We start from the raw sequence: 25,372 nt of genomic DNA on the forward strand, positions 1-25,372 counted from the left end.
CGCACAGATGGCGGAGCACGAGACCGGTCAGCGGGTGGACGACGAGGGGTTCGTCGTCGACACGGAGGACTGCGAGGAGCGGGAGCGGGCCCACCGCGAGCGCGGCACCGCTCGTCCGATCACCGTCGTCGGCAATCCGGTGCTGCACAAGGAGTGCGAGGACGTCACCGAGTTCGACGGCGAGCTGGCCAAGCTGGTCGACGACATGTTCGCCAGCCAGCGCGCGGCCGAGGGCGTCGGTCTGGCCGCCAACCAGATCGGTGTCGACCTGAAGGTCTTCGTCTACGACTGCCAGGACGACGAGGGCGTGCGGCACGTCGGCGTGGTCTGCAACCCGGTGCTGGAGGAGCTCCCCGCCGAGGGCCGGGTGCTGGACGACTCCAACGAGGGCTGCCTGTCGGTGCCGGGCGCGTACCACTCGCTGGCCCGCCCCGACTACGCCGTCGTGCGCGGACAGGACACCGAGGGTCGGCCGATCAGGGTGCGGGGCACCGGCTACTTCGCCCGCTGCCTCCAGCACGAGACGGACCACCTCTACGGCCGGCTCTACATCGACCGGCTCTCCAAGCGCGAGCGGAAGGACGTGCTGCGGCAGATGGCCGAGGGGACGCCGCGTTACGAGACGGTGCCCAACGACTGAACCGCCACGATCGGAACGGCCGGTTCCGGACGGCGGAACGGTGAACGTCCGCCGGCGGCGCGCCGAGCGTTCGGCGAACCCTCGTGACGTGGGAATTCATGGTGGGGCGCTGACCTGGGCGGGCCTTTCAGAGGCCCGCCCATTGGCATCTCCGGGAGGTGTTGACGCGAGTAGAACACTCCGCCACCCTCGGAACTCCCACCGTTCCCTCACGGAGGCACCATGCTCAAAGGCACCATGCGTCTCGTGCTCAGCATTGTCATGGTCGCGGCAGCCGCGCTGGTCGGCACCGTCGCCACCACGGGCACCGCGCAGGCGGACACCTGCTACACCTGGAACCGCACCCTCAAGCAGGGCATGTCCGGTTCGGACGTCACCCAGCTCCAGATCCGCGTCTCCGGCTACCCCGGCTACGGCAGCGAGCTCGCCCTCGACGGCGCCTACGGTCCCGCCACCGCCGCCGCCGTCAAGCGCTTCCAGGCCGCCTACGGCCTGTCCGCCGACGGCATCGCCGGGCCGCAGACCTTCAGCAAGATCTACGCCCTTCAGGACGCCGACTGCACCCCGGCCCACTTCTCCTACAGCGAGTTGAACCAGTGCAACTCCACCTGGAGCGGCGGGGCGGTGAGCGCGTCCACGGCCAAGCGCAACGCGCTGATCTCGATGTGGAAGCTGGAGGCCATGCGGCACGCCCTGGGTGACGCGCCGATCCGCGTGACCAGCGGCTTCCGCTCCTACTCCTGCAACAGCGCGGTGGGCGGCTCCTCCAACAGTCGCCACCTCTACGGCGACGCCGTCGACCTCGGCGCCGGCTCGCACTCCCTGTGCACCCTGGCCAAGCGGGCCCGCTACCACGGCTTCAAGGGCATCCTCGGCCCGGGGTACTCCGGCCACAACGACCACGTCCACGTCTCCGACCGCTCCAGCCGCTTCTGGTCGGCCCCCAGCTGCGGCATCTGATCCGCGGCGTCGCGCGTTCCGCGTGCTCCGTCCGGCCCGGCCGTTCCACCGGCCGGGCCGGACCCTTCCCCGGAGGGGGAGGGGCATTCTTGTGGGGATCAGAAGTCGTCGTCGAAGGAGACCGACCCCTCCACCGCCACCTGGTAGGCCGAGGCGCGGCGTTCGAAGAAGTTGGTCAGCTCCTGGACGTTCTGCAACTCCATGAACGCGAACGGGTTCGTCGCGCCGTAGCGGGCCGGGAAGCCCAGCCGGACCAGTCGCCGGTCGGCCACGCACCGCAGGTACTCGCGCATGGAGTCGGTGTTCATCCCGGGCAGGCCCTCGCCGCACAGATCGCGGGCGAACTGCAACTCGGCCTCGACCGCCTCCTCCAGCATCTCGACCACCTGCCGCTCCAACTCGTCGTCGAAGAGGTCCGGTTCCTCCTCGCGGACGGTGTCGACCACGTCGAAGGCGAACGACATGTGCATCGACTCGTCCCGGAAGACCCAGTTGGTGCCGGTGGCCAGCCCGTGCAGCAGACCGCGGGAGCGGAACCAGTAGACGTAGGCGAAGGCGCCGTAGAAGAACAGGCCCTCGATGCACGCCGCGAAGCAGATCAGGTTCAGCAGGAAGCGACGGCGGTCGGCCCGGCTCTCCAGGCGGTCGATGTCCTCGACCGAGTCCATCCAGCGGAAGCAGAACCGGGCCTTCTCCCGGATGGAGTCGATGTTCTCCACCGCCGCGAAGGCGGCCGCGCGCTCGTCCGGATCGGGCAGATAGGTGTCCAGCAGGGTCAGGTAGAACTGGACGTGCACGGCCTCCTCGAAGAGCTGCCGCGACAGGTACAGGCGGGCCTCGGGCGAGTTGATGTGCCGGTAGAGCGTCAGCACCAGGTTGTTGGCCACGATCGAGTCGCCGGTGGCGAAGAACGCCACCAGCCGCCCGATCAGGTGCTGCTCGCCCGGGGAGAGCCTGGCGAGGTCGGCCACGTCGGAGTGGAGGTCCACCTCCTCCACGGTCCAGGTGTTCTTGATCGCGTCGCGGTAGCGCTCGTAGAAGGCCGGGTAGCGCATCGGACGCAGGGTGAGTTCGAAGCCCGGGTCCAGCAGGTTGCGGGAGCGGCCGACGGTTCGGGGGTCGGGGGTGGTGGCGGTCACTGGCATGCCTCGCAGGACTCGGGGTTCTCCAGGGAGCAGGCGAGGGCCGCGTCGGCCCCGGCGTCCTGCCGCCCGGTGGGGACGGGGGCGGGCGCGGTGGCGGTCGCGCCGCCCGCGGCGCGCGCGATCCGGGTCGCGGGGCGCGAGCGCAGGTAGTAGGTGGTCTTCAGACCGCGCTTCCAGGCGTAGGCGTACATCGAGCTGAGCCGGTTGATGGTCGGCGCGGCCATGAACAGGTTCAGCGACTGCCCCTGGTCCAGGAACGGGGTGCGGTCCGCGGCCATGTCGATCAGGGAGCGCTGCGGCAGCTCCCAGGCCGTGCGGTACAGCGAGCGGAGCTCCTCGGGGATCCATGACAGCTCCGCCACCGAGCCGTTCGACTCGCGCAGCGCCTCCCGGGTCCGCTCGTCCCACAGGCCCAGTCGCTTGAGATCGGCCACCAGGTAGGAGTTGACCTGGAGGAACTCGCCCGAGAGCGTCTCGCGCTTGAAGAGGTTGGAGACCTGCGGCTCGACGCACTCGTAGACGCCCGCGATGGAGGCGATCGTGGCGGTCGGGGCGACGGCCAGCAGCAGCGCGTTGCGCAGTCCCGTGCCGGCGATCCTCTCCCGCAGCGCCGCCCAACGCTTTGGCCAGGTGATCTCCGCGTCCGGGTAGTGGTCGACGTGGAGGACGCCGCGGGCGGCGCGGGTGCTCTCCCAGGCCGGGTGCGGGCCGTGCCGCTCGGCCAGTTCGGCCGACGCCTCGTAGGCGGCGAGCATGACCCGCTCGGAGATCCGGGTGGACAGCCGTCGCGCCTCGGGCGAGTCGAAGGGCAGCCGCAGCCGGAAGAAGACGTCCTGGAGGCCCATCAGGCCCAGGCCGACCGGACGCCACCGGGAGTTGGACGCGGCGGCCTGCTCGGTGGGGTAGAAGTTGACGTCCACCACGCGGTCCAGGAAGAGCACGGCGGTGCGGACGGTGGCGTCCAGCCGCTCCCAGTCGACCGCCTCGTCGGGAGGGCCGCCCGCCTCGCCCAGGTGCGCGGCGAGGTTGATCGAGCCCAGGTTGCACACGGCCGTCTCGCCGTCGTCGGTGACCTCCAGGATCTCGGTGCAGAGGTTGGAGGAGTGGATGACGTTGCCCGGCTCGGCGGTCTGGTTGGCGGTGCGGTTGGCGGTGTCCTTGAAGGTCATCCAGCCGTTGCCGGTCTGGGCGAGGGTGCGCATCATCCGGGCGTACAGGGTGCGGGCCGGGACCGTCCGCACCGCCAGTCCGGCGGCCTCCGCGCGCCGGTAGGCGGCGTCGAACTCCTCGCCCCACAGGTCCACCAGCTCGGGGACGTCCGAGGGGGAGAACAGCGACCAGTCGGCGTCCGCCTCGACCCGGCGCATGAACTCGTCCGGGATCCAGTGGGCGATGTTCAGGTTGTGGGTGCGGCGGGCGTCCTCGCCGGTGTTGTCGCGCAGTTCGAGGAACTCCTCGACGTCCGCGTGCCAGGTCTCCAGATAGACACAGGCCGCTCCCTTGCGCCGGCCGCCCTGGTTGACGGCCGCGACCGAGGCGTCCAGCGTCCGCAGGAACGGCACGATGCCGCCGGAGTGCCCGTTGGTGCCGCGGATCAGCGAACCGCGCGAGCGGATGCGGGAGAAGGACAGTCCGATGCCGCCGGCGTGCTTCGACAGCCGCGCGACCTGGTGGTAGCGCTCGTAGAGGGAGTCCAGCTCGTCCCTGGGGGAGTCCAGCAGGTAGCAGGAGGACATCTGCGGATGCCGGGTGCCGGAGTTGAACAGGGTGGGGGAGGAGGGCAGGTAGGACAGTGTGCTGGTGAGCCGGTAGAGCTCGGCGACCTCCTCCACCGCGCGCCCGGAGGAGTCGAGGGCCAGGCCGCAGGCCACCCGCAGCAGGAAGTGCTGTGGGGTCTCGATCACCTGCCGGGTCACCGGATGGCGCAGCAGGTAGCGGGAGTGGAGGGTGCGCAGCCCGAAGTAGCCGAAGCGGTCGTCGGCACCGTCCGCCACGGCCCGTTCCACCAGTGTGTCGAGCCGCGCGGCGTGTTCGGCGACGAACTCGGCCGTACGGTCGGCGATCAGTCCCTCGCGCCGGCCGACCGCGACCGAGGCCGAGAAGGACACCGCCCCCTGTCCGGCGGCCTCCGCGCGGATCGCCCGGACGAGCAGCCGGGCCGCGAGCCGTGAGTACTGGGGTTCCTCGGCGATGAGGCCGGCGGCGGCCTCGGTGGCCAGGGACCGCAACTCCGCCTCGTCGGAGCCGGGATGACGGCCGCGCAGCGCGGCGGCGGCGACCCGGCCGGGGTCGGTGGCGGGCAGGTCGGCGCTGAGCTCGGTCAGGGTGCGCAGCAGCGCGGTACCGGGGCGGTCGTCGTCCTCCGGAGCGGAGGCCGGGACGGGCTCCGCCGCTGAGATGGTCAACTCGGTGATCTCCCTCGTGGGGCCTGCGGCCCGTGGGGAGGAGAGCGCGACGGACGTGCGGGCACGCCCGACCGGTGCGGGCACGACCGCGCGCGTCCGTCGGCCCACCCCACGAGGCCCGGACGTGACTGAGACACCGTCGGCAGGTCCTCGGACTCGTGGCGGGCGGCTCGGCTCGTGCGGACGACACGGGGGCAGCCCGTCGCACACCGTTGCGGGACAGTTCCGGATTCCCACCGGATTCCCCTGCGGCGACAGCGAGATGAGCATACATCTAGTGCCGACTGTGTCCATCACCCCTACATGTTGTGTTGCGGCGCCTCGTGGGTCCGGGAGGGGAGAGGGGGCGGCGGCCGCCGGAGGGAGGTGGCGGGAGGCGGGAGGGGCCCGGAACGCCGCGGCGCCGCGTCCGGTGGGGGACGCGGCGCCGCGGGGAGCGGCACGCCGTCAGCCGGTCGCGGTCTCCGTCCGCTCGGTGGTGTAGCCCCACGCCTCGCACAGGGGGCGCAGCGGCTCGGGCACCTCGGAGAGGGCCGGGAGGGGACGGGCTGCCTGGACGCGGCCGGTGCGGATCTTCTCCCGCCAGTCCCCCAGGCCCCTGCGCAACCGCCCCGAGGCGCGGTCGCCGTACTCCACCATCTCCGGCTCCCACTCCACGCCCAGGAACTCGCAGACACGGCGCAGTTCGCGGGCCGGGTCCTCGGTGAGGTCCTCGTAGCGGACGGTGATTCCGGAGAGGTTCTCGCGCGCCTCCTGGACCGCCTCCGCGTAGCGCAGGGCCTCGGCGACGGCCTCCTCCATCGTCCGCTTCGACGGGTCGGAGTCGTGCCAGGAGGCGGCGATGGAGGCGGGGTGGCGCAGCAGGAAGACGAAGCGCGCGTCGGGCCAGCACGCCTTGACGCGCCGCCACGCGAAGGCGTTGGCCGGGGTCTTCTCCACGATCACCGACTTGCCGCTGCGGACCAGTTCGCGGTGGAGGACCCGGTCCCACAGCAGGTGCTCCAGATCGGCCCGGTCCAGGTCCAGCTCCCGCATCGCCTCCGAGGCGAGCCGGGTGGTGGGGTGTACTTCCAGACGGCGCAGATGCAGCTCGTGGGGCGCGCGCAGTCGGGAGTGCGCGTCCAGGAGCATCCTCAGCAGCGTGGACCCGGAGCGGATGGAGGAGATGATGAAGACGGGTTCCCTCACCAGGCGGTCCGTCTCGGGGGAGGCGGGGGGACGGTAGCCGGTGACGGGCGCGGCGCAGGACGCGCCGGCCCCTCCGCCGGACGTGGCCGGGGAGGGGCCGTGGGGGGCCTTCTTCCGTGCGGTCCGGGCGCGGCGCACTTCGTACCCGGTGGCGGACGCAAGGATTCCGTTCACGGCTCGCAGGAGTTTCATACCAGGCGACGCTAGACAGCGAAGCCGTGCGATACCACCTTTCCGGGTGAGAATCTCCTTGGGATTCCGTGAGCGATCATGGGGGGAAGCGGAAGTTCAGCCCATTGCCAGAGCGAAGGTCAGCAGAGGGGTGAGCTCGGGCACCGGCCGCCAGTCCCGCTCCGGGGTGCGGACGAAGCCCAGCCGCTCGTAGAGCCGGTGCGCGGCGTGCATCCGCTCCTGACTGGAGAGCACCAGACGCCGGAGGCCGAGCGCCCCGGCCCGTTCCACGCACGCGCGCACCAGCGCCTCGCCCACCCCGTGCCCCCGTGCCCCGGGCCGCACCGCGAGCGTCCGGAACTCGCCCTCGCCGGGCCGGGCGATGTCGGCGTACTCCCCGCCGTCTCCCACGAAGGTGACGGTGCCCAGCACCTCGTCCGCACCGCCGTCCCCGTCGGGCCGTACGGCCACCAGCAGTTCGGCGTGTTCGGCACGGCGTCGCGCGTCGCGCAGCACGGCGAGGTAGGGGTCGTCCTCGCCGTGGGTCAGCAGTCCGTCGGCCAGGTACACCTCGGCCGTCAACTCCCCGACGACCCCCAGTTCCTCCGGGCGGGCCGCTCTGATGGTGATGTCCATGGGGCCATCATGCGGCACCCCGCCGACGGCGGTACGGCGGCCGGTCGTCGACGGGGTGCGCGGGGGCGTGGGGGACGCGGTGGGCGCGGGCCTCAGCGCCGGGCGTCCACCGTGGGCGGGGGCAACTCCTCCTGGACGCCCGGGTCGCCGACGTCCGCGGTGTAGTCGCCCTCGGTGGTGCCGTCGACACCGTAGGGGGCCTTCACCGCCCGCATGACGAGGGTCATCACCACCGTGACCGCCAGGTTGAGGACGAACGCCGTCAGGCCGATGTAGCCGGTCTCGCCGATCAGCGGGATGGTGTCCGAACTGCCGGCGAAGTGCGCCTGGGTGGGGCTGGAGGTGTTGTAGGCCACCACCGTGCCGTAGAGCATGCCGACCGCCCAGCCGGCGAGCAGCGCCCAGCGGTGGAACCAGCGGGTGAACAGGCCGCCCACGATCGCCGGGAAGGTCTGGAGGATCCAGATGCCGCCCAGCAACTGGAAGTTGATCGCCACCGTCTTGTCCATGGTCAGGACGAAGGCGAGGGCACCGACCTTGACCAGCAGCGAGGTGACCTTGGAGACCTGGGTCTCCTGCGCGGGCGTCGCGTCCGGTTTGAGGAAGTCCTTGTAGATGTTGCGGGTGAACAGGTTGGCCGCCGCGATCGACATGATCGCCGCCGGGACCAGCGCGCCGATGCCGATGGCGGCGAAGGCCACCCCGGCGAACCAGCCCGGGAACATGTTCTCGAAGAGCTGGGGGATGGCGAGCTGTCCGTTGTCCACCTCCACCCCGGCCGCGATCGCCATGAAGCCCAACAGGGCCAGCAGGCCGAGCATCAGCGAGTACAGGGGGAGGATGGTGGTGTTGCGGCGGATGACCTCGCGGCTGCCGCTGGAGAGCGTCGCCGTGATCGAGTGCGGGTACATGAACAGGGCCAGCGCCGAACCCAGCGCCAGGGTGGCGTAGCCCCAGTGCGCGTCCTCGCCCGGGACCACCGAGCCGTTGCCCGTCTCGGCGAACTTCTCCCCGGCACTGGCGAAGATCTCGTCGAAGCCGCCGAGCCTGATCGGGATGTAGACGATCGCGACGGCGATGACGAGGTAGATCAGCGTGTCCTTGACGAACGCGATCAGGGCCGGGGCGCGCAGGCCGGACGAGTAGGTGTAGGCGGCCAGCACACCGAAGGCGATCAGGATCGGCAGGTCCTTGACGAACCAGTGCGTCGACTCGCCGCCGCCGACGCCCATCACGTCCAGCACCGCCTGAATGCCCACGAGTTGGAGCGCGATGTAGGGCATCGTGGCCAGGATGCCGGTCACGGCGACGGCCAGGGACAGGCCCTTCGAGCCGAATCGGCCGCCGACGAAGTCCGAGGTGGTCACGTAGCCGTGGCGGTGCGAGACCGACCACAGGCGGGGCAGGAAGAGGAAGATCAGCGGGTAGACCAGGATGGTGTACGGCACCGCGAAGAAGCCCGCCGCGCCCGCCGCGTAGACGGCCGCGGGGACGGCCACGAAGGTGTAGGCGGTGTAGAGGTCGCCGCCGAGCAGGAACCAGGTGACCCAGGTGCCGAAGCTCCGTCCGCCCAGGCCCCACTCGTCGAGGTTCTCGGTGTCGGCGGCCCGGCGCCAGCGGGCGGCCAGGAAGCCCATCACCGTCACCACGGCGAAGAAGAAGACGAAGACGACCAGGGCGACGACGTTGACCCCGTCCCCCATCACGGCTCACCCCCCGAACGCTTCGCGCGTGCCGCGCCGGCCGGGCCCGTCGCGGCACGCCGGGCCCGCCGCTCGCGCCGCACCAACACGTACGCGACGGCCGTCAGACCCGCGGAGACGGGCACCCAGAGCATCTGGTACCAGTAGAAGAAGGGCACCCCGACGAACGTCGGCCCGCTCTTCGCGTACGAATCGACCCAGAGCATCGCGACGAAGGGTGCCGACAGGCAGAGGCCGACGACCACGCGCGCCGGCGTCACGACTGGATGGGACCCGGGGCTCCCCGGCGGTGCGGCCATGGCTGTGTCTCCGTCCTCGCGAACGACCACCGTTGGTGCGAGGAGGAAATCTAGACCCGCCGACCGGCCCGCGTCACCGGGTGGTCGGGCATCGATCGCCGACCGGGGACGGACGCGGCCCCCGGCCCCTTCGCCTCGCGCGTCCCGTCTCCCCCGGTCCCCTCTCCACCGCCGGAGCGGCGGGGCGGGCTTCCGAACGGGGGCTTCCGGTCGGGGTCGAGGGCTCAGCGGCCCCGGCCGGGGCGCTGGAGGCGGGCGACGAACTTGTAGCGGTCGCCGCGGTAGACCGAGCGGACCCACTCCACCGGCTCCCCCTCGGTGTCGCGCGAGTGCCGGGAGAGCATCAGCATCGGCAGCCCGACGTCCGTGCCCAACAGCCCCGCCTCGCGTGGGGTGGCCAGGGAGGTCTCGATCGTCTCCTCGGCCTCGGCGAGGTGGACGTCGTACACCTCGGCCAGGGCCGTGTAGAGGGAGGTGTACTTCACCAGGCTGCGGCGCAGCGCGGGGAAGCGCTTCTGGGACAGGTGGGTGGTCTCGATCGCCATCGGTTCGCCGCTGGCCAGCCGCAGGCGTTCGATGCGCAGCACCCGACCGTCGGTGGGGATGCCCAGCAGCTCGGCGAGCCGCTCGTCGGCGGTGACGTATCCGATGTCCAGCAGCTGCGAGGTGGGCTCCAGGCCCTGGGCGCGCATGTCCTCGGTGTAGGAGGTGAGCTGGAGGGCCTGGGAGACCTTGGGCTTGGCCACGAAGGTGCCCTTGCCCTGGATGCGCTCCAGCCGCCCCTCGACGACCAGTTCCTGGAGGGCCTGGCGCACGGTGGTGCGGGAGGTGTCGAACTCGCCGGCGAGCGTGCGCTCCGGGGGGACCGGCGTGCCGGGCGGCATCGTCTCGGTCATCTCCAGCAGGTGACGCTTGAGGCGGTAGTACTTCGGCACCCGGGCGGTGCGTCCGGCCGTGCCGTTGCCCGTGTTCCCGGTTCCGGTGTCCACCGCGGACCGCGCGGCCGCGCCGGTCGTGTCCCCGTCGCTCCCCATCGCGCGCCTTCCCGACTCGTGTCGTGACTCGTCTCGTGCGGTCACCGGTTTCCTCCGTACGTAGCGGCTCACATCGTGGCACGGTCACCGCCCCCGGTGGCGTCCCGGCTCAGATGTCGGTCCGGTAACGGATGCGGCCGCGAGCTTTATACACCGTTGACAGCCCTATAGGTCTAGGCCAAGCTGCGGGCACTGGTCTAAACCATTATGACCGGCCCGGCCCCACGGACAGTACTTCGAAGGCCGGTGCCCACGGCGCTTCGCGTCGGTGCGGGCACCGGCGGGAGCGGAGATCTCGGGTAGTGGGCGGGGGGATTTCCGGCACCCGAAGGAGAACGACGTGAAGCGCAAGCTCGTAGCGGCGATCGGCGCCGTGGCGATGACGACCGGTCTCGTGGCCTGTGGGTCGGACGGGGAGAGCAACGCCTCCAAGGATCCCAAGGAGCGCAACGAGACGCTCACCGTCTGGCTGATGAACGACGCCCAGAGCACCTGGCCCGAACTGGTCGACGACGTCAACGAGCAGTTCAAGGAGAAATACCCCAAGGTCAAGGTCAACGTCCAGTACCAGCAGTGGGGCGACAAGGCCAAGAAGCTCGACACCGCGCTGGGCGGGGACAAGTTCCCGGATGTGGTCGAACTCGGCAACACCGAGACCATGACCTACATCCTCAACGGGGCCCTCGCCGAGATCGACCCGGCGAAGTACGACAACTCCGACACCTGGATCCAGGGCCTGAAGGACACCTGCTCCTTCGAGGGCAAGCTCTACTGCGTCCCCTACTACGCCGGTGCGCGCGTCGCCATCTTCAACCAGGAGATGTTCGACAAGGGGGCGGGCGTCAAGGAACTCCCGCAGACCGAGGACGAGCTGAGGAAGGCGCTCGACGAGGTCGAGAAGGAGTACGGCGACGACAAGGCCTTCTCGGCCCTCTACCTGCCCGGCCGCTACTGGTACGCCGCCATGTCCTACGTCGCCGCCTACGGCGGGCAGATCGCCGAGTACGACGAGGGCAAGGGGGAGTGGAAGGCCACCTTGAGCACCCCCGAGGCGCGCAAGGGCATCGAGCACTTCGTCGACCTGGTCAACGAGTACAACAACGGCGACCGGACCAAGGACGAGCAGGACCACGCCAACGTCATGGCCAACAAGAAGGCGGCCCTGATCTACGGCAACGGCTGGGAGGCCGGTTCCGTCTTCGGGGGCGAGAACGGCAACCCCGAGCTGGAGGGGAAGATCGCCACCGCCGGCATGCCCGGCCCGGACGGCAAGCCCCTGCCCTCCTTCATCGGCGGCTCCGACCTCGCGGTGATCCAGAAGTCCGAGGCGAAGGACCTCGCCGAGGAGTGGATCTCCCTGTTCACCAGCGAGAAGTCGATGGAGGTCCTGGCCTCCAAGAACATCCTCCCGAACAACACCAAGCAGCTGGAACCGCTGAAGGAGAAGCCGGAGACCGCTCCGATCGCCAACGCGGTGCCGGACGCCTGGTTCACCCCGATCGCCCCCGGCTGGACCGCGATCGAGAACCAGAACGTCCTGGAGAACATGCTGCTGGACATCCTCAAGGGCACCTCGGTGGAGGACGCCACCAAGAAGGCCGACGAGGAGATCGACAAGCTGATCAACAACGAGGCCTGAGCCCGCGCCGGGGACCGCACACCCCGGCCGCCTCCGCGGGAGGCGGGGCCCGCAGCCCCGCCTCCCGCGCCCCTTCGGTGAAGAGAACGAACGGAAGGCCAGCACGTGACCGCCGCCGACACCAAAGCCGCCGACCCGCCGGCGGCCCCACCGCAGAAGCCGAGGACGGCCGCCCCCGTGCCGCCCAGGGGCACGGCGCGTCCCGGTGGGACGCCACGGCCCAAGCTGCCGTACCTGTTGATCGCCCCGGCGATCGTGGCCATCGGCGCGGTCTTCGGCTACCCGCTGGTCAAGACCGTGATCATGTCCTTCCAGGACATGCGCCGAGCCCACCTGTGGGGCGGCACCACGCCCCCGTGGGTGGGTTTCGAACAGTTCACCAACATCCTCGGCGACTCCGAGTTCTGGTGGGTCACCTTCCGCACCGTGCTGTTCATGATCGCCTGCGTGACGGCGACCATGGGGCTGGGGCTCTCGGTCGCGCTGCTGATGCAGCGGCTGTCCACCTGGGTGCGACTGCTGCTCACCGGCGCGCTGGTGGCCGCGTGGGCGATGCCGCTGCTGGTGGCGACCTCGATCTTCCGCTGGCTCTCCGACTCCGACTACGGCGTGATCAACAGCACGCTGAGCAAGATCCCCGGCCTGGACTTCCAGGGGCACAACTGGTTCCTCGACCCCTGGCAGGGCTTCACCGTCATCGGCGCGGTGGTGGTCTGGGGCGCCATCCCGTTCGTGGTGGTCACCCTCTACGCCGCGCTCACCCAGGTGCCCAGGGAACTGGAGGAGGCCGCCCAGCTCGACGGGGCCGGAGCCTTCGGGGTCTTCCGCAACGTCGTCTTCCCGGTCATCAAGCCCGTCTTCCAGATGGTGGCCACCCTCTCGGTGATCTGGGACTTCAACGTCTTCGGCCAGATCTTCCTGATGCGCGGCAACAAGCCGGAGCCCGAGTACGAGCTGCTGGGCCTGTACTCCTTCAGCAAGGCGTTCGACAGCGCCTCGTTCAGCCAGGGCACCGCGATCGCGCTCATCACCGTGCTGCTGCTCTCCGGTGTGGCCGTGTACTACCTGCGTCAGCTCATGAAGACAGGAGAGGTCGAGTGAGCACCTCCGTATCCTCCGCCGCCCCGGCCTCCGCGCCCGAGGCCGCCACCGACGCCACCGACGTCTACGAGCTGCGCCCCGACCGCAAGAAGCACCGCCTGGTCTACAACGTGCTGGGACTGGGGGTCTTCGTGGTGATGGCCTTCCCGGTCTACTGGCTCCTGGTCAGCGCCTTCCGGCCGAACCACGAGATCCGCAGCTACGACCAGACGCTGTGGCCCAGCTCGGTCACCCTGGACAACTTCGCGCGGGCCGTCGACGCGCCGAACTTCTGGACCGCCATCCAGAGCAGCCTGATCATCTGCGGGGCCTCGGTCGCCGGCGCCATGCTGATCGGCACCATCGCCGCCTTCGCCATCGGGCGCTTCGACTTCTACGGCCGCAAGCCGTTCATGACCGTCCTCATCCTCGTCCAACTGCTGCCGCCGACGGCGATGCTCATCCCCATCTACGTCCAGCTCAACGGCATGGGCGCGCTCAACGAGTACTGGGGCGTGATCGTCGTCTACCTGGTCTCCGTGCTGCCCTTCACCACCTGGATGATCCGCGGCTTCGTGATCAACGTGCCCAGGGAGCTGGAGGAGGCCGCGATGGTGGACGGCTGTACCCGGATGGGCGCCTTCTGGCGGGTCATCTTCCCGCTGGTCGCCCCGGGGCTGGCGGCGGCGTCGATCTTCGCCCTCATCACCGCCTGGAACGAGTACCTGTTCGCCTACATCCTCCTGCAGGACAACGACAAGTACACGCTCAACGTGTGGCTGATGAACTTCACCACCGACCGCGGCACGGACTACGGCGCCCTGATGGCCGCCTCCGTCCTGATCGCCATTCCCGTGGTGGTCTTCTTCATGATCGTCCAGAAGAAGATGGCGGCGGGGCTGACCTCCGGCGCAGTGAAGGGATAGCCGAACCCCATGACGACTCTCACCGGCACCACCGGAACCCTGGTCCGCAACGCCCTCGCCGTCCTCCAGCCGGGCTTCACCGGCACCACCGCGCCCGACTGGCTGCTGCGGCGGCTGGACGAGGGGCTCACCGCCGTGGGCCTGTTCGGGCGCAACATCACCTCTCCCGCGCAGTTGGCCGCGCTCACCGCCCGGCTGCGCGGTGTCCGCCCCGAGGTGCTGGTCGCCATCGACGAGGAGGGCGGCGACGTCACCCGTCTGGAGGCGCGCACCGGCTCCTCCTTCCCCGGCAACCTCGCCCTGGGCGCGGTCGACGACCCCGATCTGACCCGTGCCGTCGCCCGTGAACTGGGGCGCCGGCTGGCCGAGTGCGGCGTCAACCTCGACTGGGCGCCGTCGGCCGACGTCAACTCCAACCCCGACAACCCGGTCATCGGCGTCCGTTCCTTCGGCGCCGAACCGGACCTGGTGGCCCGGCACACCGCCGCCTGGGTCGAGGGACTGCAGTCGGCCGGGGTCGCCGCCTGCACCAAGCACTTCCCGGGGCACGGGGACACCAGCGTCGACTCCCACCACGCCCTGCCCCGCATCGACGCCGACCCGGACACCCTGCACGACCGCGAACTCGTCCCGTTCCGGGCGGCGGTCGCCGCGGGCAGCAAGTGCGTGATGAGCGCGCACATCCTGCTGCCCGCCCTCGACCCCGACCTCCCGGGGACCCTCAGCCCCACGGTCCTGAACGGGCTGCTGCGCGCGCCCCGGCAGGAGGGCGGACTCGGCTTCGACGGGCTGGTCGTCACCGACGGCATGGAGATGCGGGCCGTCGCGGCGACCTACGGCATCGAGCGGGGCAGTGTGATGGCCGTCGCCGCGGGCGCCGACGCCATCTGCGTCGGCGGAGGGCTGGCCGACGAGGAGACCGTGCTGCGGCTGCGTGACGCCCTGGTGCGGGCCGTCGTCGAGGGGGAACTGCCGGAGGAGCGGCTCGCCGACGCCGCCGACCGCGTCCGCGCCCTGGCCCGCTGGGCCGCCGCCCGGGCCACCGCGCGGAGCGGCGGGGAGGCCGTACCGTCGGATCCGGGAATCGGGCTGGCCGCGGCCCGCCGGGCGCTGAAGGTCACCGCCACCGAGGACCACACCCCCCTGACCGGGCCGCCGTACGTCGCCGCCTTCACCCCTGTCGCCAACATCGCCGTCGGCGACGAGACCCCCTGGGGCCTGGCCGCCGAGCTGGAGGAGCTCCTCCCGGGCACCACGACCGGCTCGTGGGGCCGGGAACAGGCCGCGGCGGCGGGTACGGAAGCGCTGGTGGAGCGGGTGCTGGCGGAGGCGGCCGGTCGTAGGATCGTCGCAGTGGTACGCGACGTCCACCGGCACCCCTGGATGGCGAACGCCCTGGACGCCCTGCTCACCGCCCGCCCGGACACGGTCGTGGTCGAGATGGGACTGCCCCAGGCGCCACCGTCCGGAACGCTCCACATCGCGACCCACGGCGCCGCCCGCGTCTGCGGACGGGCCGCCGCGGAGGTCGTCGCCGGCCGGGGGGCCGACGGCTGAGCTCCGCGGACCGCACGCACCACAGACAAACGGGAGGCCCCAGCATGACCGCCACGAACCCGGCCGCGACCCCCGAGCCGCGAGCCGGCCGGCCGGGCCGGATCATGTCCGCCGAGATGGCCGAGCAGCCCGCCGTGCTGCGGCGGATCCTCGACGAGGGAGCGTCGGCGATCCGCGAGGTCGCCGAGGGCATCGCGGCGCGCAACCCCCGCTTCGTGCTGCTCACCGCGCGAGGCACCTCCGACAACGCGGCCCTGTACGCGAAGTACCTGCTGGAGATCCGACTGGGCAGGCCCTGTGGGCTGACCTCCATGTCCACCACCACCGCCTACCGGGCCGAGCAGGACCTCACCGACTGCCTGGTCGTCGCCGTCAGTCAGTCCGGCGGCTCCCCGGACCTGGTCGCCTCGACCCGGGCCGCGCGCGAGGCCGGGGCCGTCACCCTGGCGGTCACCAACAACCCCGACTCCCCGTTGGCCGAGGCCGCCGAGTTCCACATCGACGTCCTGGCCGGCGAGGAGAAGGCCCTCCCGGCGACCAAGACCTACACCGCCGAGCTGCTGGCCCTGTACCTCCTGGTCGAGGGCCTCCGGGGGAGCGGCGGCGCGGAGGCGGCCAAGGCCCTGCCCGACCTGGCCGAGTCGGTCCTGGCCCGCCGGGACGAGGTGAGGCGGTTGGCCGCCCGCTACCGCTTCGCCGAACGGATGGTCATCACCTCCCGCGGCTACGGCTACCCCACCGCCAAGGAGGCGGCGCTGAAGCTGATGGAGACCAGCTACATCCCGGCGCTGTCCTACTCGGGCGCCGATCTGCTGCACGGTCCCCTGGCGATGGTCGACAACGTCTCCCCGGTGATCGCCATCGTTCCCGACGGCAAGGGCGGCCGGGCCCTCCAGCCCGTCCTGGATCGGCTGCGGGACCGCGGTGCCGACCTGGTCGTCGTCGGTCCCGAGCAGCAGGTGGCCGACGCCTCCGCGGGTTTCGTCCTGCCCACCGGGGACGTGCCCGAGGAGCTCCAGCCGATCCTGGAGATCCTCCCGCTGCAGATGCTGGCGTACGAGGTGACCATCGCCCGGGGGCAGGACCCGGACGCGCCCCGCGCCCTGGCCAAGGTCACCGAGACCCGCTGACCCACCGCCGCCTCCGGCAGGCCCCGCCGGCCCGGTCCGTCGCGTCGACGCTCCGGGGCACGTCCCGGCAGGCGTGGGACGGGGCCGGTCGGGGGAGAGGAGCCGGAGGCGGTCGGGTCACGGCGTCGCGGCCCGACCGGCGGATCCCCGGAGGGGCCGATCCCGTACGTACGGCGGAGGGGCGGCGGACGGAGGGCGCCGAAGACCTCGGGGGACACCCACGGGCCGCGGCGCCGGGACGGGACCCTCAACCCGTCCGGCACCGCAGCCCGGAGCGATCGAGGACCTGGCGCAGTCAGGGCAGAGAGCGCCGGGTCCCGCTCCGCCCTCCTGTGCGGGGAGGACAGAAGCCTGCCGTCATTGTTCCCTGCGCCACCCGCCCGTGTCCATGCCTTGAACACAATGTCGGCACGCGGCAACGGCTGTCGTCACTTCTTGCGCACAAGGGCGGAACGCACGGACGTACGCGCGGTGCGGCCGCCGGTTAGGCTCGCACCGTGCCCTCCATGAACGACCTCGTACGCCAGCACACCGCCCTCGACGATTCCGACCTGGAGTGGTTGCACCTGCTGGTCTCCGAGTGGCAGTTGCTCTCCGACCTGTCCTTCGCCGACCTGGTGCTGTGGGTCCCCACCCGGGACGGGACGCGCTACGTCTCCGTCGCGCAGATGCGCCCCAACACCGGCCCCACCTCCTACCAGGACGACATGGTCGGCCACATGGTGCCGCGCGGGCGCCGGCCGTTGTTGGACGCCGCGCTCGACGAGGGCCGGATCGTCCGCGAGGGCGACCCCGAGTGGCGCGAGGAGGTGCCGGTACGGGTCGAGTCCATCCCGGTGCGCCGGGAGGGGCGAGTCCTCGGCGTCATCGCCCGCAACACCAACCTGCTGACGGTGCGGACCCCCAGCCGTCTGGAGCTGACCTATCTGCAGAGCGCTTCCGACCTCGCGCAGATGATCGCCGCGGGAACGTTTCCCTTCCCCGACCAACAGGTCGACATGGACGCCTCGCCACGCGTCGGCGACGGCCTGATCCGGCTCGGTGCCGACGGCGTCGTCCAGTACGCCAGCCCCAACGCGCTCTCCGCCTACCACCGGCTCGGTCTCGCCGCCGACCTGGTCGGACTGCACCTGGGCCAGGCCACCGCCGAACTGGCGCCCTCCCGCGGCCCGGTGGACGAGTCGCTGGTCAAGCTGGCCAGCGGCTGGGCGCCGCGCGAGACCGAGATCGAGGGGAACGGCTGCGTGGTCCAGCTGCGGGCCATCCCGCTCAAGCCGAAGGGGGCCCGCATCGGTTCGCTCATCCTGCTCCGCGACGTCACCGAACTGCGCCGCAGGGAGCGGGAACTGATCACCAAGGACGCCACCATCCGGGAGATCCACCACCGGGTGAAGAACAACCTCCAGACCGTCGCCGCCCTGCTGCGCCTCCAGGCCCGGCGGATCGGCGCGGGCAGCGGGGACACCGCGCGGGAGGCACTGGAGGAGGCCGTCCGCCGGGTCGGGTCGATCGCCATCGTGCACGAGACCCTCTCCCAGACGCTGGACGAGCGCGTGGAGTTCGACGACATAGCGGACCGGGTGCTGGCGATGGTCGCCGAGATCGCCCCGGGGATGGTCGACGGGCGCCGTACGGGGCACTTCGGCGTGCTGGCGGCGGAGGTGGCCACGCCGCTGTCGATGGTGCTCACCGAGGTGCTCCAGAACGCGCTGGAGCACGGCTTCCGGCCGGGGGAGCGGGGCACGGTCGAGGTGACCGCCGTCCGCAGTCCGGGAGCCGGCCGGGAGGAGGGACGGCTGTTGGTCACCGTCCGGGACGACGGGTGCGGCCTGCCCGAGGGCTTCGACGTCCGTACCGCCGGGAACCTGGGCCTGCAGATCGTACGGACCCTGGTGGAGGGGGAGTTGGGCGGGAGCTTCGACATGGCCCCGGCTCCCCGAGGGGGCACCCGGGTCACCCTGGACATCCCCGTGGAGCCCGAGCGGCGCTGACCCGCGCACCCCGGCCGGTGCCGTCCCGTGCCGGTGGGACCCGGCCCGGTGCGCCGGCACCCCGGCAGAGCGACGAGCCCCGGACCACGGCTGGTGCCGTACGGTCCGGGGCTCGGCGACGTCGATGCGGTGCGCACTGTGGGCACTGCGCGCTGCGGCTCGGGGGCAGCAGGTGGCGGGGTGGGCGTCAGGCGGTGGCCTTACGCGCCCGGTTGCGGGCGGCGCGGCGCTTCATCGCGCGGCGCTCGTCCTCACTGAGGCCACCCCAGACACCGGAGTCCTGGCCGGACTCCAGGGCCCACTGCAGGCACTGCTCCATCACGGGGCAGCGGCGGCAGACGGCCTTGGCTTCCTCGATCTGCAGCAGCGCAGGACCGGTGTTGCCGATGGGGAAGAAGAGCTCGGGGTCTTCCTCGCGGCAAACGGCGTTGTGACGCCAGTCCATGGCTGCTCCATCTCCTACGCGTTGCGGTAATTGCTTGTGAATGTGAACGCTTTCACGAATCCCTCCGCAAGGGAAGGGGCATCGCCCGACTTCGCCGGGTGTGTCCCAAGGGATGAGGAAGTGGATTCGGGGCTCTCAAGGGGGTCGGCGTCGACCGTCCCGATCGCCACCAAGAGACTCGCAAACCTCGGCGGCGGATACAACCCCTTCCGGAAAGTTTTTTTTGATTCCTTGGTGTCGACTAGGTCACAGCCGTACTTCCAGGGGGTGGAAGCTGGCCTAAACGTTCGAGTGAAAGGACTTTCACCACATCCGCTTACACAATCACACGCAGTGCACGGCGTACACCTGTGAACGTCACACTCGTACGCAGTCCCAGGTGGTCACCGTCCATCTGAAACGGCAGTGGCGCCTGTGATTCCAAGGTGAACTCGGTCAGATCGTGGAGCGGGACCGCGTGTCGGCCGCGAGGGCCGCGCTCGGGCGTGGAGGTCAGCAGCTGGGTCCCGTAGCGGGTCACCGCGGAGGGGGTGAGCCGGGTCAGTCCCAGCACGTCCAGGGCGGTGTCGAAGGAGGCGCGGGGAGCCGCGTACACCGGACGGTTCCCCAGGTACGTCCAGGGGGCCGTGTTGCAGACTATGCACAGCGCCAGGTCCTCGACCGGATCCTCACCCGGCCGCCTCAGGGTGATCGTCCCGTGCCGGCGGTACGGGTCCCCCAGGAACTGCCGCACGACCTGGCGCACGTACAGGGCGTGCGTCGAGCGTCTGCCGCGCTCCCGCTTCTGTTCGACCCGGCCCACCACTCCCGCGTCGAAGCCGAGCCCCGCGCAGAAGGTGAACCAGCGGGCGGGCACCTCCGCGTCGTCCGTTCCCGGAGTGCCGGCCGCCAGTCCCAGACCGACGGTGCGTTCGCTCCCGGAGTGCAGCGCGTCCAACAGCGCCCCGGTGGCCTCCACCGCGTGGTTGGGCAGGCCCAGCGCGCGGGCGAAGACATTGGTCGAGCCGCCGGGCACGACGGCGAGGCGGGGCAGGACGTCGGGGTCGGGGCCGTCGCACAGCAGCCCGTTGACGACCTCGTTGACCGTGCCGTCGCCGCCGAGCACGATGACCAGCTCCACCTCCCCGCGCTGGACCGCCTGTCGTCCCAGGTCGCGCGCGTGCCCCCGGTACTCGGTGGTGGCGACCTCCAGCTTGAGGTCGCTCGCCAGGGCGTGGATGAGGACATCGCGGGTGCGTGCACTGGTGGTGGTGGCTTTCGGGTTGACCACGAGGAGCGCGCGCATGGTGTGCAGCGTACCCATCCGCCGGGGGAGGAGGCCGATCGGCCTGGAGCGGGGCGACCGGTCGGGGCGAGCGGAGGGGAGCCGGAGGAAAGGCGGCGGAAGAGGGACGGAAGGCAGGTGGAAGGGGACGGTCGGTGCGGGAAGGTCCCGGCTACCCTGGCGGGGTGAGCACGGACGCATCCCCCACCGAGGCCCCCCGCACCTCCGAAGCCTCCCGCCCGGCCCGGATCACCACCGCCGCCGCGCTGGTGGCGGCACAGGGCGTGGTGGTCGCGGCCCTGGGAGTGACGATGCTGGTCATGCTGCCGGCCGGACGCCACGCCGACGACCCGGTGCAGGCCCTCGCCGGAGGCGTGACCGTGCTGGCGCTGTCCGTGCTGCCGCTGGCGGCCGCCCGTGGGCTGTGGCGGCTGCGTCGGTGGAGCCGCGGGCCGGCCGTGATCGTCCAGCTCATGGCCGCACCGGCGGGCTGGCAGATGGCGCAGAACGGCGGTGTGTGGTCCGCGCTCGGAGCCGCCATCGCGCTCACCGCGCTGGCCGTGCTGGTCTGCCTGGTGAACCCCACCGCCACCGAGGCGCTGGGCATCGGCCCCCGCCGGTCGGAGGAGGGCTGATCCCGACCCGACCCGAGCCGTGGCCAGGACCGGGACGGACCTACTCCTCCACCAGCAGCCGGTCGCGTAGCTGGGCGAGGGTGCGGGCCAGCAGACGGGAGACGTGCATCTGGGAGATGCCAACCTCCTGGGCGATCTGCGACTGGGTCATGTTGCCGAAGAACCGCAGCAACAGGATCTTCTTCTCGCGGGGCGGGAGCTGCTCCAGCAGGGGCTTGAGCGACTCCCGGTACTCCACGCCCTCCAGCGCGTCGTCCTCGGCCCCGAGGGTGTCGGCGACCGCGGGCGACTCGTCGTCGGTGTCCGGGACGTCGAGGGAGAGCGTGCTGTAGGCGTTCGCCGACTCCAGGCCCTCCAGCACCTCCTCCTCGGAGATCGACAGACGCTCGGCCAGCTCGTGGACGGTCGGGGCGCGACCGTGCTGCTGGGACAGCTCGGCGGTGGCCGTCGTCAGGGACAGCCGCAGCTCCTGGAGTCTGCGCGGCACCCGCACCGCCCAGCCCTTGTCGCGGAAGTGTCGTTTGATCTCGCCGACGACCGTCGGGGTGGCGTAGGTGGAGAACTCCACGCCGCGCTCCGGGTCGAAGCGGTCCACCGACTTGATCAGACCGATCGTGGCGACCTGGGTCAGGTCGTCCAACGGCTCGCCCCGGTTGCGGAAGCGCCGCGCCAAGTGCTCCACGAGCGGCAGGTGCATCCGCACCAGGGCGTTGCGCAGCTCGGCGCGCTCCGGGGAGTCCTCCGGCAGGGAACGCAGTCTGACGAAGAGGTCCTTCGCGCCGTTGCGATCCTGCGGTTCGGGCTGACGGTGGACGTACGCGCCGCCCACGTACCTGCCGTCCCGCTCGTCTTCCATGGTGCCCGCCCACTCTGACCGCTGGTGAGGATCGGCTGGATGAGGCCGGGCGTGCTGCTCGGGAATGACCGGGCTCGCCGCCTTCTCGTGGCGGCCCGTCCGCGTTTCGTGCTCCAGGTCGTTCACACCGACCCCCTTGTCCCGTACCGGCCCGTGTGCGTCGGTCACGGCGCTCCTGGACCGGCGCCGCGCTTCTTGTGCAGGCTGATGCTGACCGTGCGATCCTCGGCCACGGCCGAGTCGACCTCGCCGGCCAGTGCGGAGAGCACCGTCCAGGCGAAGGTGTCGCGCTCGGGCGCGCGGCCGTCGGTCGTGGGCGCCGACACCGTCACCCACAGTGAGTCCCCGACGAGCTTGAAGACGCAGCTCAACACGCTGCCGGGGACCGCTTGCTGGAGCAGGATGGCGCACGCCTCGTCGACGGCGATGCGCAGATCCTCGATCTCGTCGAGGGTGAAGTCCAAACGGGCCGCGAGACCGGCTGTGGCGGTACGCAGCACCGACAGGTAGGCGCCCGCAGCGGGGAGCCGGACCTCGACGAAGTCCTGCGTCCCGGGCTCGCCTGCGATCTGGGACACCCTCACCTCCAAGGTGGCACGAGCTGGTGGCTGCCGAGGACGCCGTCCGGCGGCCCGTACGCATTGGGTCAACGGATGGGCACGGCAGATCGTTCGCCCGTGACGCTATCGCGATCCGGGGCGTGCTGTCGCCCACGTCCACGAGGGCGTTCCCCGCGCGACGTAACCCATAGTAAACACATGGGTACTGTCCGTGGCTAGAGGGTTGTGCCCCCCAATCCGCTCCGCGTCGAACGCCAACGCTCTCCGACGCGCCGGATGTTCCCGACGTCCGCCCTCGCCGCCGAGGGAGCGGCCCCGCGGTGTTCGCGGCCTACGCCCCCTCGGGGACGGCCTCCCCGGGCGTCCGCTCGGCGGCCAGGTCCCGCAGGGGCTCGCCGGAGAGCCGGAAGACCGTCCACTCGTCCATCGGTTCGGCGCCCAGCGACCGGTAGAAGCCGATGGCGGGCTCGTTCCAGTTCAATACCCACCACTGGAAGCGGTCGTAACCCCGCTCCACGCAGACGCGGGCGAGTTCGGCCAGCAGCGCCCTGCCGTGTCCGGCGCCGCGCGCGGTGGGGCGGACGTAGAGGTCCTCCAGGTACACGCCGTGCGTGCCCGTCCAGGTCGAGAAGTTGAGGAACCACAGGGCGAAGCCGACGGGCTCGCCGCTGTCGTCGTCCTCGGCGATCAGGGCGAAGACGGCCGGGTGTGCGCGGAAGAGCGCCTCGTGCAACTGTTCCTCGGTGGCCCTGGCCTGATCCAGTGAGCGTTCGTACTCCGCCAGTTCACGGATCATGGAGTGGATCACCGGGACGTCGGCGGGAGTGGCTGCGCGGATCACGACGCCAGGTTAACCGGTCACCACGGCGGCCACCGAGGTGCCCGGCGCGAAGGCGCCCTCGTCGGCCAGGACGGAGAGCCCGTACAGCATCTTGGCGACGTAGATCCGGTCCATCCCCGGCAGCCCGTGCCGGTCGGCGAAGTCCCGGGCGAAGCCCTCCAGGGCGTCGGTGGTGCGGGCGTAGCCGCCGCAGTGGAAGCGCTCCTCGACCGTCCACGTGCCGCGACGGTCGCCGAAGGCCGCCCGTTGGAGGCGCTCCACCTCCGCCGGGAGGAAGCCGCCCCGCAGGACGGCGAAGCCGACGGCCCGCTGTCCGTCCGCCAACCCGGCGGCGAGGCCGGCGAGGGTGCCGCCCGTGCCGCAGGCGACACCCACCACGTCGGCCGCGCCGCGCAGCTCCCGGCCCAGCCCGGCGGCTCCCCGGACGGCCTCGGCGTTGCTGCCGCCCTCCGGCACGAGGCGGAACGGGCCGAAGAGGGCGCGCAACTCGGAGATCCACTCCGGATCGTTCCTGCGTCGGTACGCGGCCCGCGTCACGAAGTGCAGCCGCATGCCGTCGGCGGCGCAGCGGGCCAGGGAGGCGTTGAGCGGGCGGTGGGCGAGTTCCTCGCCCCGCACCACCCCGACCGTGGACAGCCCCAGCAGCCGGCCGGCGGCGGCCGTGGCGCGCAGGTGGTTGGAGTACGCGCCGCCGAAGGTCAGCAGCGTGTGCTCCCCGTCCCGCAGGGCGGCGCGCAGGTTGGGCACGAGCTTGCGCCACTTGTTGCCGGTGACCTCGGGGTGTATCAGATCGTCGCGCTTGAGCAGCAGGCGCACGTCGCGGCGGGCGAAGCGCTCGTCGGCCACCTCCGTCAGCGGGGACGGCAGCCGGGCGGAGAGGGCGTCGAGGGCGTCGAGGCCGTTGAGGGGAGGACCCGAGGGGGCGGCGGAGGGCGGCGGGTCGGGGTCACCGTGGACGGGGCTGTTCACCCCGCCATTGTCGGACCCGGCGCCGGACGGGGAGGGCACCCGGTGCCGTCCCGGTCGGTTCCGGTGGCCCGGGGCGGTGGGGGCCCGGAGCGCGCGACCGCTTCGTCCCCCTTCGAGATTGCGGATGCGACCGGAAGGTGACGGAGCGCGCCGGACGGGCCGGAGTGGCGCGGCGCGGACGGCGGGGCCGCGTCCACACCGTGCCCCGGATGTGAGATGCGTCATATGACACATCACGACTTTTCTGCAACCACACCACCGACACGCTTCCCCAGTGGCCGGGCGTGGCGGGAGGAAGCCATGGTCAAGGGGGTGGTGGCGTCCGGCGAGCGCGAGCGGGGGGCGGTCGCCGAACGGCGCGGTGGACGGACCCCCGAACGCGGTTCCCGTGCGCTATCGCGAATGCCCGGCCCCCGGTCGCATGAAAGCGCTCCTGGGGGACACACGGTGTACGTCCCGATCGGTGGATGTCGCCCGTCGCGCTCCCCGAGATCAGGACAGAGGTGAGGCGAACGCACAGCTCTGAGCCGACTGTTGTCAAGTTTTCTTGACCTGGGCTATATAGATGTGCGTAGGGCATTGCACTCAGTGCCGCACCGCCGACTGCCCCGCAGCGTGGCGGGACAGCGGGCGACGGCCCGTGCCGACCACCTCACCGGTACCAGTCCGTACGGAAGGGGAGATGGACATGCGGTGGAGCGAGTTCGTGGCGAAGGTACGCGAGCGGGGGCAGTACCCGACGGCGAAGGAGGCCGAGCGGGTCTCTCGGATCGTGTTGTCGGCCCTCGGCGGCCATCTCGCCGGACCGGAGCGCACCGAGCTGGCCGTCCGCCTCCCCGAGGAAGGCATGCGCGTGCTGACCGACCAACTGCGGGCGAGCGAGCCGCTCAGCGGCTCCCGGTTCGTCGACAGCGTCGCGGCGCGCATCGAGGGCGCCACTCCGGCGACCGCGCGCTGGGACGTCAGCTCGGTGCTGAGCGTCGTGGCCGAGCTCGCGGGCGACGACCTGATCGGCCGGATCATCGACCGCCTGCCGCCCGGCTACGCCCTGCTGTTCGGGCGCGCCCAGCTCGCCCAGGTCCCCCAGCTCGTCTGAGCCACGTCACGCACGTCACGCCGGCCGCACCGACCGGCGACCGACCGGTCCGACGGCCCGCGGTGGTCTCCCCGCCGCGGGCCGTCGGCGTGGTACCGGGCCCCGGGGGCGGGAACGACTCCGCCCCGGCCGCCGTGGGCTTTCCGGAACTCGGAGCCGGGCGGACCGGGGCGGACGGGTCGACGGATCCGGTCGGGCACGA

23 protein-coding genes and 1 riboswitch are annotated in these 25,372 nt (G+C 71.3%); of the genes, 10 read left to right on the top strand and 13 right to left on the bottom strand.

Features of this window, described 5'->3' with window-relative positions; all coding sequences use genetic code 11:
• Window positions 1-7: 7 nt before the first annotated feature.
• Entirely contained in the window at window positions 8-640 is a 633-nt protein-coding gene (def, locus tag F0L17_RS17805; RefSeq protein WP_155073799.1) for a peptide deformylase, read from the top strand.
• 222 nt (window positions 641-862) lie between these two features.
• On the top strand, window positions 863-1,600 hold the full coding sequence (locus F0L17_RS17810) for a D-Ala-D-Ala carboxypeptidase family metallohydrolase (protein ID WP_155071851.1): 738 nt from the start codon (window positions 863-865) through the stop codon (window positions 1,598-1,600).
• Window positions 1,601-1,698: 98 nt separating this feature from the next.
• Here F0L17_RS17810 and F0L17_RS17815 read toward each other — a convergent pair whose 3' ends face one another.
• The 7 genes from F0L17_RS17815 to F0L17_RS17845 form a co-directional block, all read right to left on the bottom strand.
• Window positions 1,699-2,655 (bottom strand): ribonucleotide-diphosphate reductase subunit beta, encoded by a 957-nt coding sequence (locus F0L17_RS17815; protein WP_238420671.1) that lies wholly within the window; start codon window positions 2,653-2,655, stop codon window positions 1,699-1,701.
• Between the two features lie 80 nt (window positions 2,656-2,735).
• Window positions 2,736-5,150: a ribonucleoside-diphosphate reductase subunit alpha gene (locus tag F0L17_RS17820; protein WP_155071853.1), complete on the bottom strand. Its 2,415-nt coding sequence runs from the start codon at window positions 5,148-5,150 to the stop codon at window positions 2,736-2,738.
• Between the two features lie 124 nt (window positions 5,151-5,274).
• A riboswitch (cobalamin riboswitch) is annotated at window positions 5,275-5,450 on the bottom strand.
• A gap of 147 nt (window positions 5,451-5,597) precedes the next feature.
• On the bottom strand, window positions 5,598-6,512 hold the full coding sequence (locus F0L17_RS17825) for a sulfotransferase family protein (protein WP_338018129.1): 915 nt from the start codon (window positions 6,510-6,512) through the stop codon (window positions 5,598-5,600).
• A 114-nt stretch (window positions 6,513-6,626) separates the two neighbouring features.
• A complete protein-coding gene (locus F0L17_RS17830; protein WP_155071855.1) occupies window positions 6,627-7,145 on the bottom strand; it encodes a GNAT family N-acetyltransferase in 519 nt (172 codons plus the stop codon).
• A 92-nt stretch (window positions 7,146-7,237) separates the two neighbouring features.
• Window positions 7,238-8,848 carry a monocarboxylate uptake permease MctP gene (mctP, locus tag F0L17_RS17835; RefSeq protein ID WP_155071856.1) on the bottom strand — a complete coding sequence of 537 codons (1,611 nt, stop codon included), beginning with the start codon at window positions 8,846-8,848 and terminating at the stop codon, window positions 7,238-7,240.
• A complete protein-coding gene (locus tag F0L17_RS17840; protein ID WP_155071857.1) occupies window positions 8,848-9,147 on the bottom strand; it encodes a DUF3311 domain-containing protein in 300 nt (99 codons plus the stop codon). The genes mctP and F0L17_RS17840 overlap by 1 nt, the downstream gene beginning before the upstream one ends.
• A 224-nt stretch (window positions 9,148-9,371) precedes the next feature.
• Window positions 9,372-10,181, bottom strand: a complete 810-nt coding sequence (locus F0L17_RS17845) for a GntR family transcriptional regulator (protein WP_155071858.1) — start codon at window positions 10,179-10,181, stop codon at window positions 9,372-9,374.
• A 340-nt stretch (window positions 10,182-10,521) separates the two neighbouring features.
• On the opposite strand from F0L17_RS17845, the gene F0L17_RS17850 reads away from it, so the two are divergent.
• The 6 genes from F0L17_RS17850 to F0L17_RS17875 all read left to right on the top strand — a co-directional run bounded on the left by F0L17_RS17850 (window position 10,522) and on the right by F0L17_RS17875 (window position 18,504).
• Window positions 10,522-11,820, top strand: a complete 1,299-nt coding sequence (locus F0L17_RS17850; protein ID WP_162466350.1) for an extracellular solute-binding protein — start codon at window positions 10,522-10,524, stop codon at window positions 11,818-11,820.
• A 105-nt stretch (window positions 11,821-11,925) separates the two neighbouring features.
• Window positions 11,926-12,921 carry an ABC transporter permease subunit gene (locus F0L17_RS17855; RefSeq protein WP_162466351.1) on the top strand — a complete coding sequence of 332 codons (996 nt, stop codon included), beginning with the start codon at window positions 11,926-11,928 and terminating at the stop codon, window positions 12,919-12,921.
• Window positions 12,922-12,992: 71 nt separating this feature from the next.
• Window positions 12,993-13,826 (top strand): carbohydrate ABC transporter permease, encoded by an 834-nt coding sequence (locus F0L17_RS17860; RefSeq protein ID WP_155073802.1) that lies wholly within the window; start codon window positions 12,993-12,995, stop codon window positions 13,824-13,826.
• Between the two features lie 9 nt (window positions 13,827-13,835).
• A complete protein-coding gene (locus F0L17_RS17865) occupies window positions 13,836-15,383 on the top strand; it encodes a glycoside hydrolase family 3 protein (RefSeq protein ID WP_155071859.1) in 1,548 nt (515 codons plus the stop codon).
• Window positions 15,384-15,427: 44 nt separating this feature from the next.
• The gene (locus tag F0L17_RS17870; RefSeq protein ID WP_155071860.1) at window positions 15,428-16,513 is read left to right on the top strand and encodes an SIS domain-containing protein; all 1,086 of its coding nucleotides are present in this window, start codon (window positions 15,428-15,430) and stop codon (window positions 16,511-16,513) included.
• 506 nt (window positions 16,514-17,019) lie between these two features.
• A complete protein-coding gene (locus tag F0L17_RS17875) occupies window positions 17,020-18,504 on the top strand; it encodes a PAS domain-containing sensor histidine kinase (RefSeq protein ID WP_155071861.1) in 1,485 nt (494 codons plus the stop codon).
• A 187-nt stretch (window positions 18,505-18,691) separates the two neighbouring features.
• Here the strand turns inward: F0L17_RS17875 and F0L17_RS17880 are convergent, their stop codons facing one another.
• Together F0L17_RS17880 and F0L17_RS17885 are read right to left on the bottom strand one after the other, a co-directional pair.
• On the bottom strand, window positions 18,692-18,949 hold the full coding sequence (locus F0L17_RS17880) for a WhiB family transcriptional regulator (protein WP_028427873.1): 258 nt from the start codon (window positions 18,947-18,949) through the stop codon (window positions 18,692-18,694).
• Between the two features lie 316 nt (window positions 18,950-19,265).
• Window positions 19,266-20,234, bottom strand: coding sequence for a diacylglycerol/lipid kinase family protein (locus F0L17_RS17885; RefSeq protein WP_155071862.1), 969 nt, complete (start codon window positions 20,232-20,234; stop codon window positions 19,266-19,268).
• Window positions 20,235-20,398: 164 nt separating this feature from the next.
• Between F0L17_RS17885 and F0L17_RS17890 the strand changes: the two genes are divergently transcribed.
• Window positions 20,399-20,848, top strand: coding sequence for a hypothetical protein (locus tag F0L17_RS17890; protein WP_202917890.1), 450 nt, complete (start codon window positions 20,399-20,401; stop codon window positions 20,846-20,848).
• Between the two features lie 40 nt (window positions 20,849-20,888).
• On the opposite strand, the gene F0L17_RS17895 is transcribed toward F0L17_RS17890, so the two are convergent.
• The 4 genes from F0L17_RS17895 to F0L17_RS17910 all read right to left on the bottom strand — a co-directional run bounded on the left by F0L17_RS17895 (window position 20,889) and on the right by F0L17_RS17910 (window position 24,074).
• Window positions 20,889-21,980: an RNA polymerase sigma factor SigF gene (locus F0L17_RS17895; RefSeq protein ID WP_202917983.1), complete on the bottom strand. Its 1,092-nt coding sequence runs from the start codon at window positions 21,978-21,980 to the stop codon at window positions 20,889-20,891.
• A complete protein-coding gene (locus F0L17_RS17900; RefSeq protein ID WP_093661399.1) occupies window positions 21,869-22,282 on the bottom strand; it encodes an ATP-binding protein in 414 nt (137 codons plus the stop codon). Before F0L17_RS17900 ends, F0L17_RS17895 begins: the two co-directional genes overlap by 112 nt.
• A gap of 313 nt (window positions 22,283-22,595) precedes the next feature.
• On the bottom strand, window positions 22,596-23,105 hold the full coding sequence (locus F0L17_RS17905) for a GNAT family N-acetyltransferase (protein WP_162466353.1): 510 nt from the start codon (window positions 23,103-23,105) through the stop codon (window positions 22,596-22,598).
• A 9-nt stretch (window positions 23,106-23,114) separates the two neighbouring features.
• A complete protein-coding gene (locus tag F0L17_RS17910; RefSeq protein ID WP_420802431.1) occupies window positions 23,115-24,074 on the bottom strand; it encodes a 1-aminocyclopropane-1-carboxylate deaminase/D-cysteine desulfhydrase in 960 nt (319 codons plus the stop codon).
• 688 nt (window positions 24,075-24,762) lie between these two features.
• Here F0L17_RS17910 and F0L17_RS17915 point away from each other — a divergent pair.
• A complete protein-coding gene (locus F0L17_RS17915; protein ID WP_238419415.1) occupies window positions 24,763-25,170 on the top strand; it encodes a DUF2267 domain-containing protein in 408 nt (135 codons plus the stop codon).
• Window positions 25,171-25,372 lie beyond the last annotated feature (202 nt).

Origin of the sequence: Streptomyces taklimakanensis, from assembly GCF_009709575.1 — a bacterium.
Lineage (GTDB): Bacteria > Actinomycetota > Actinomycetes > Streptomycetales > Streptomycetaceae > Streptomyces > Streptomyces taklimakanensis.

What these genes read in the sequence shown, in the direction of transcription:
- def (WP_155073799.1), top strand. Translation starts at nt 8, where the DNA reads ATGGCGGAGCACGAGACCGGTCAGCGGGTGGACGACGAGGGGTTCGTC.
- F0L17_RS17810 (WP_155071851.1), top strand. Translation starts at nt 863, where the DNA reads ATGCTCAAAGGCACCATGCGTCTCGTGCTCAGCATTGTCATGGTCGCG.
- F0L17_RS17815 (WP_238420671.1), bottom strand. Translation starts at nt 2,655, where the DNA reads ATGCGCTACCCGGCCTTCTACGAGCGCTACCGCGACGCGATCAAGAAC.
- F0L17_RS17830 (WP_155071855.1), bottom strand. Translation starts at nt 7,145, where the DNA reads ATGGACATCACCATCAGAGCGGCCCGCCCGGAGGAACTGGGGGTCGTC.
- mctP (WP_155071856.1), bottom strand. Translation starts at nt 8,848, where the DNA reads ATGGGGGACGGGGTCAACGTCGTCGCCCTGGTCGTCTTCGTCTTCTTC.
- F0L17_RS17840 (WP_155071857.1), bottom strand. Translation starts at nt 9,147, where the DNA reads ATGGCCGCACCGCCGGGGAGCCCCGGGTCCCATCCAGTCGTGACGCCG.
- F0L17_RS17845 (WP_155071858.1), bottom strand. Translation starts at nt 10,181, where the DNA reads ATGGGGAGCGACGGGGACACGACCGGCGCGGCCGCGCGGTCCGCGGTG.
- F0L17_RS17865 (WP_155071859.1), top strand. Translation starts at nt 13,836, where the DNA reads ATGACGACTCTCACCGGCACCACCGGAACCCTGGTCCGCAACGCCCTC.
- F0L17_RS17870 (WP_155071860.1), top strand. Translation starts at nt 15,428, where the DNA reads ATGACCGCCACGAACCCGGCCGCGACCCCCGAGCCGCGAGCCGGCCGG.
- F0L17_RS17875 (WP_155071861.1), top strand. Translation starts at nt 17,020, where the DNA reads ATGAACGACCTCGTACGCCAGCACACCGCCCTCGACGATTCCGACCTG.
- F0L17_RS17880 (WP_028427873.1), bottom strand. Translation starts at nt 18,949, where the DNA reads ATGGACTGGCGTCACAACGCCGTTTGCCGCGAGGAAGACCCCGAGCTC.
- F0L17_RS17885 (WP_155071862.1), bottom strand. Translation starts at nt 20,234, where the DNA reads ATGCGCGCGCTCCTCGTGGTCAACCCGAAAGCCACCACCACCAGTGCA.
- F0L17_RS17915 (WP_238419415.1), top strand. Translation starts at nt 24,763, where the DNA reads ATGCGGTGGAGCGAGTTCGTGGCGAAGGTACGCGAGCGGGGGCAGTAC.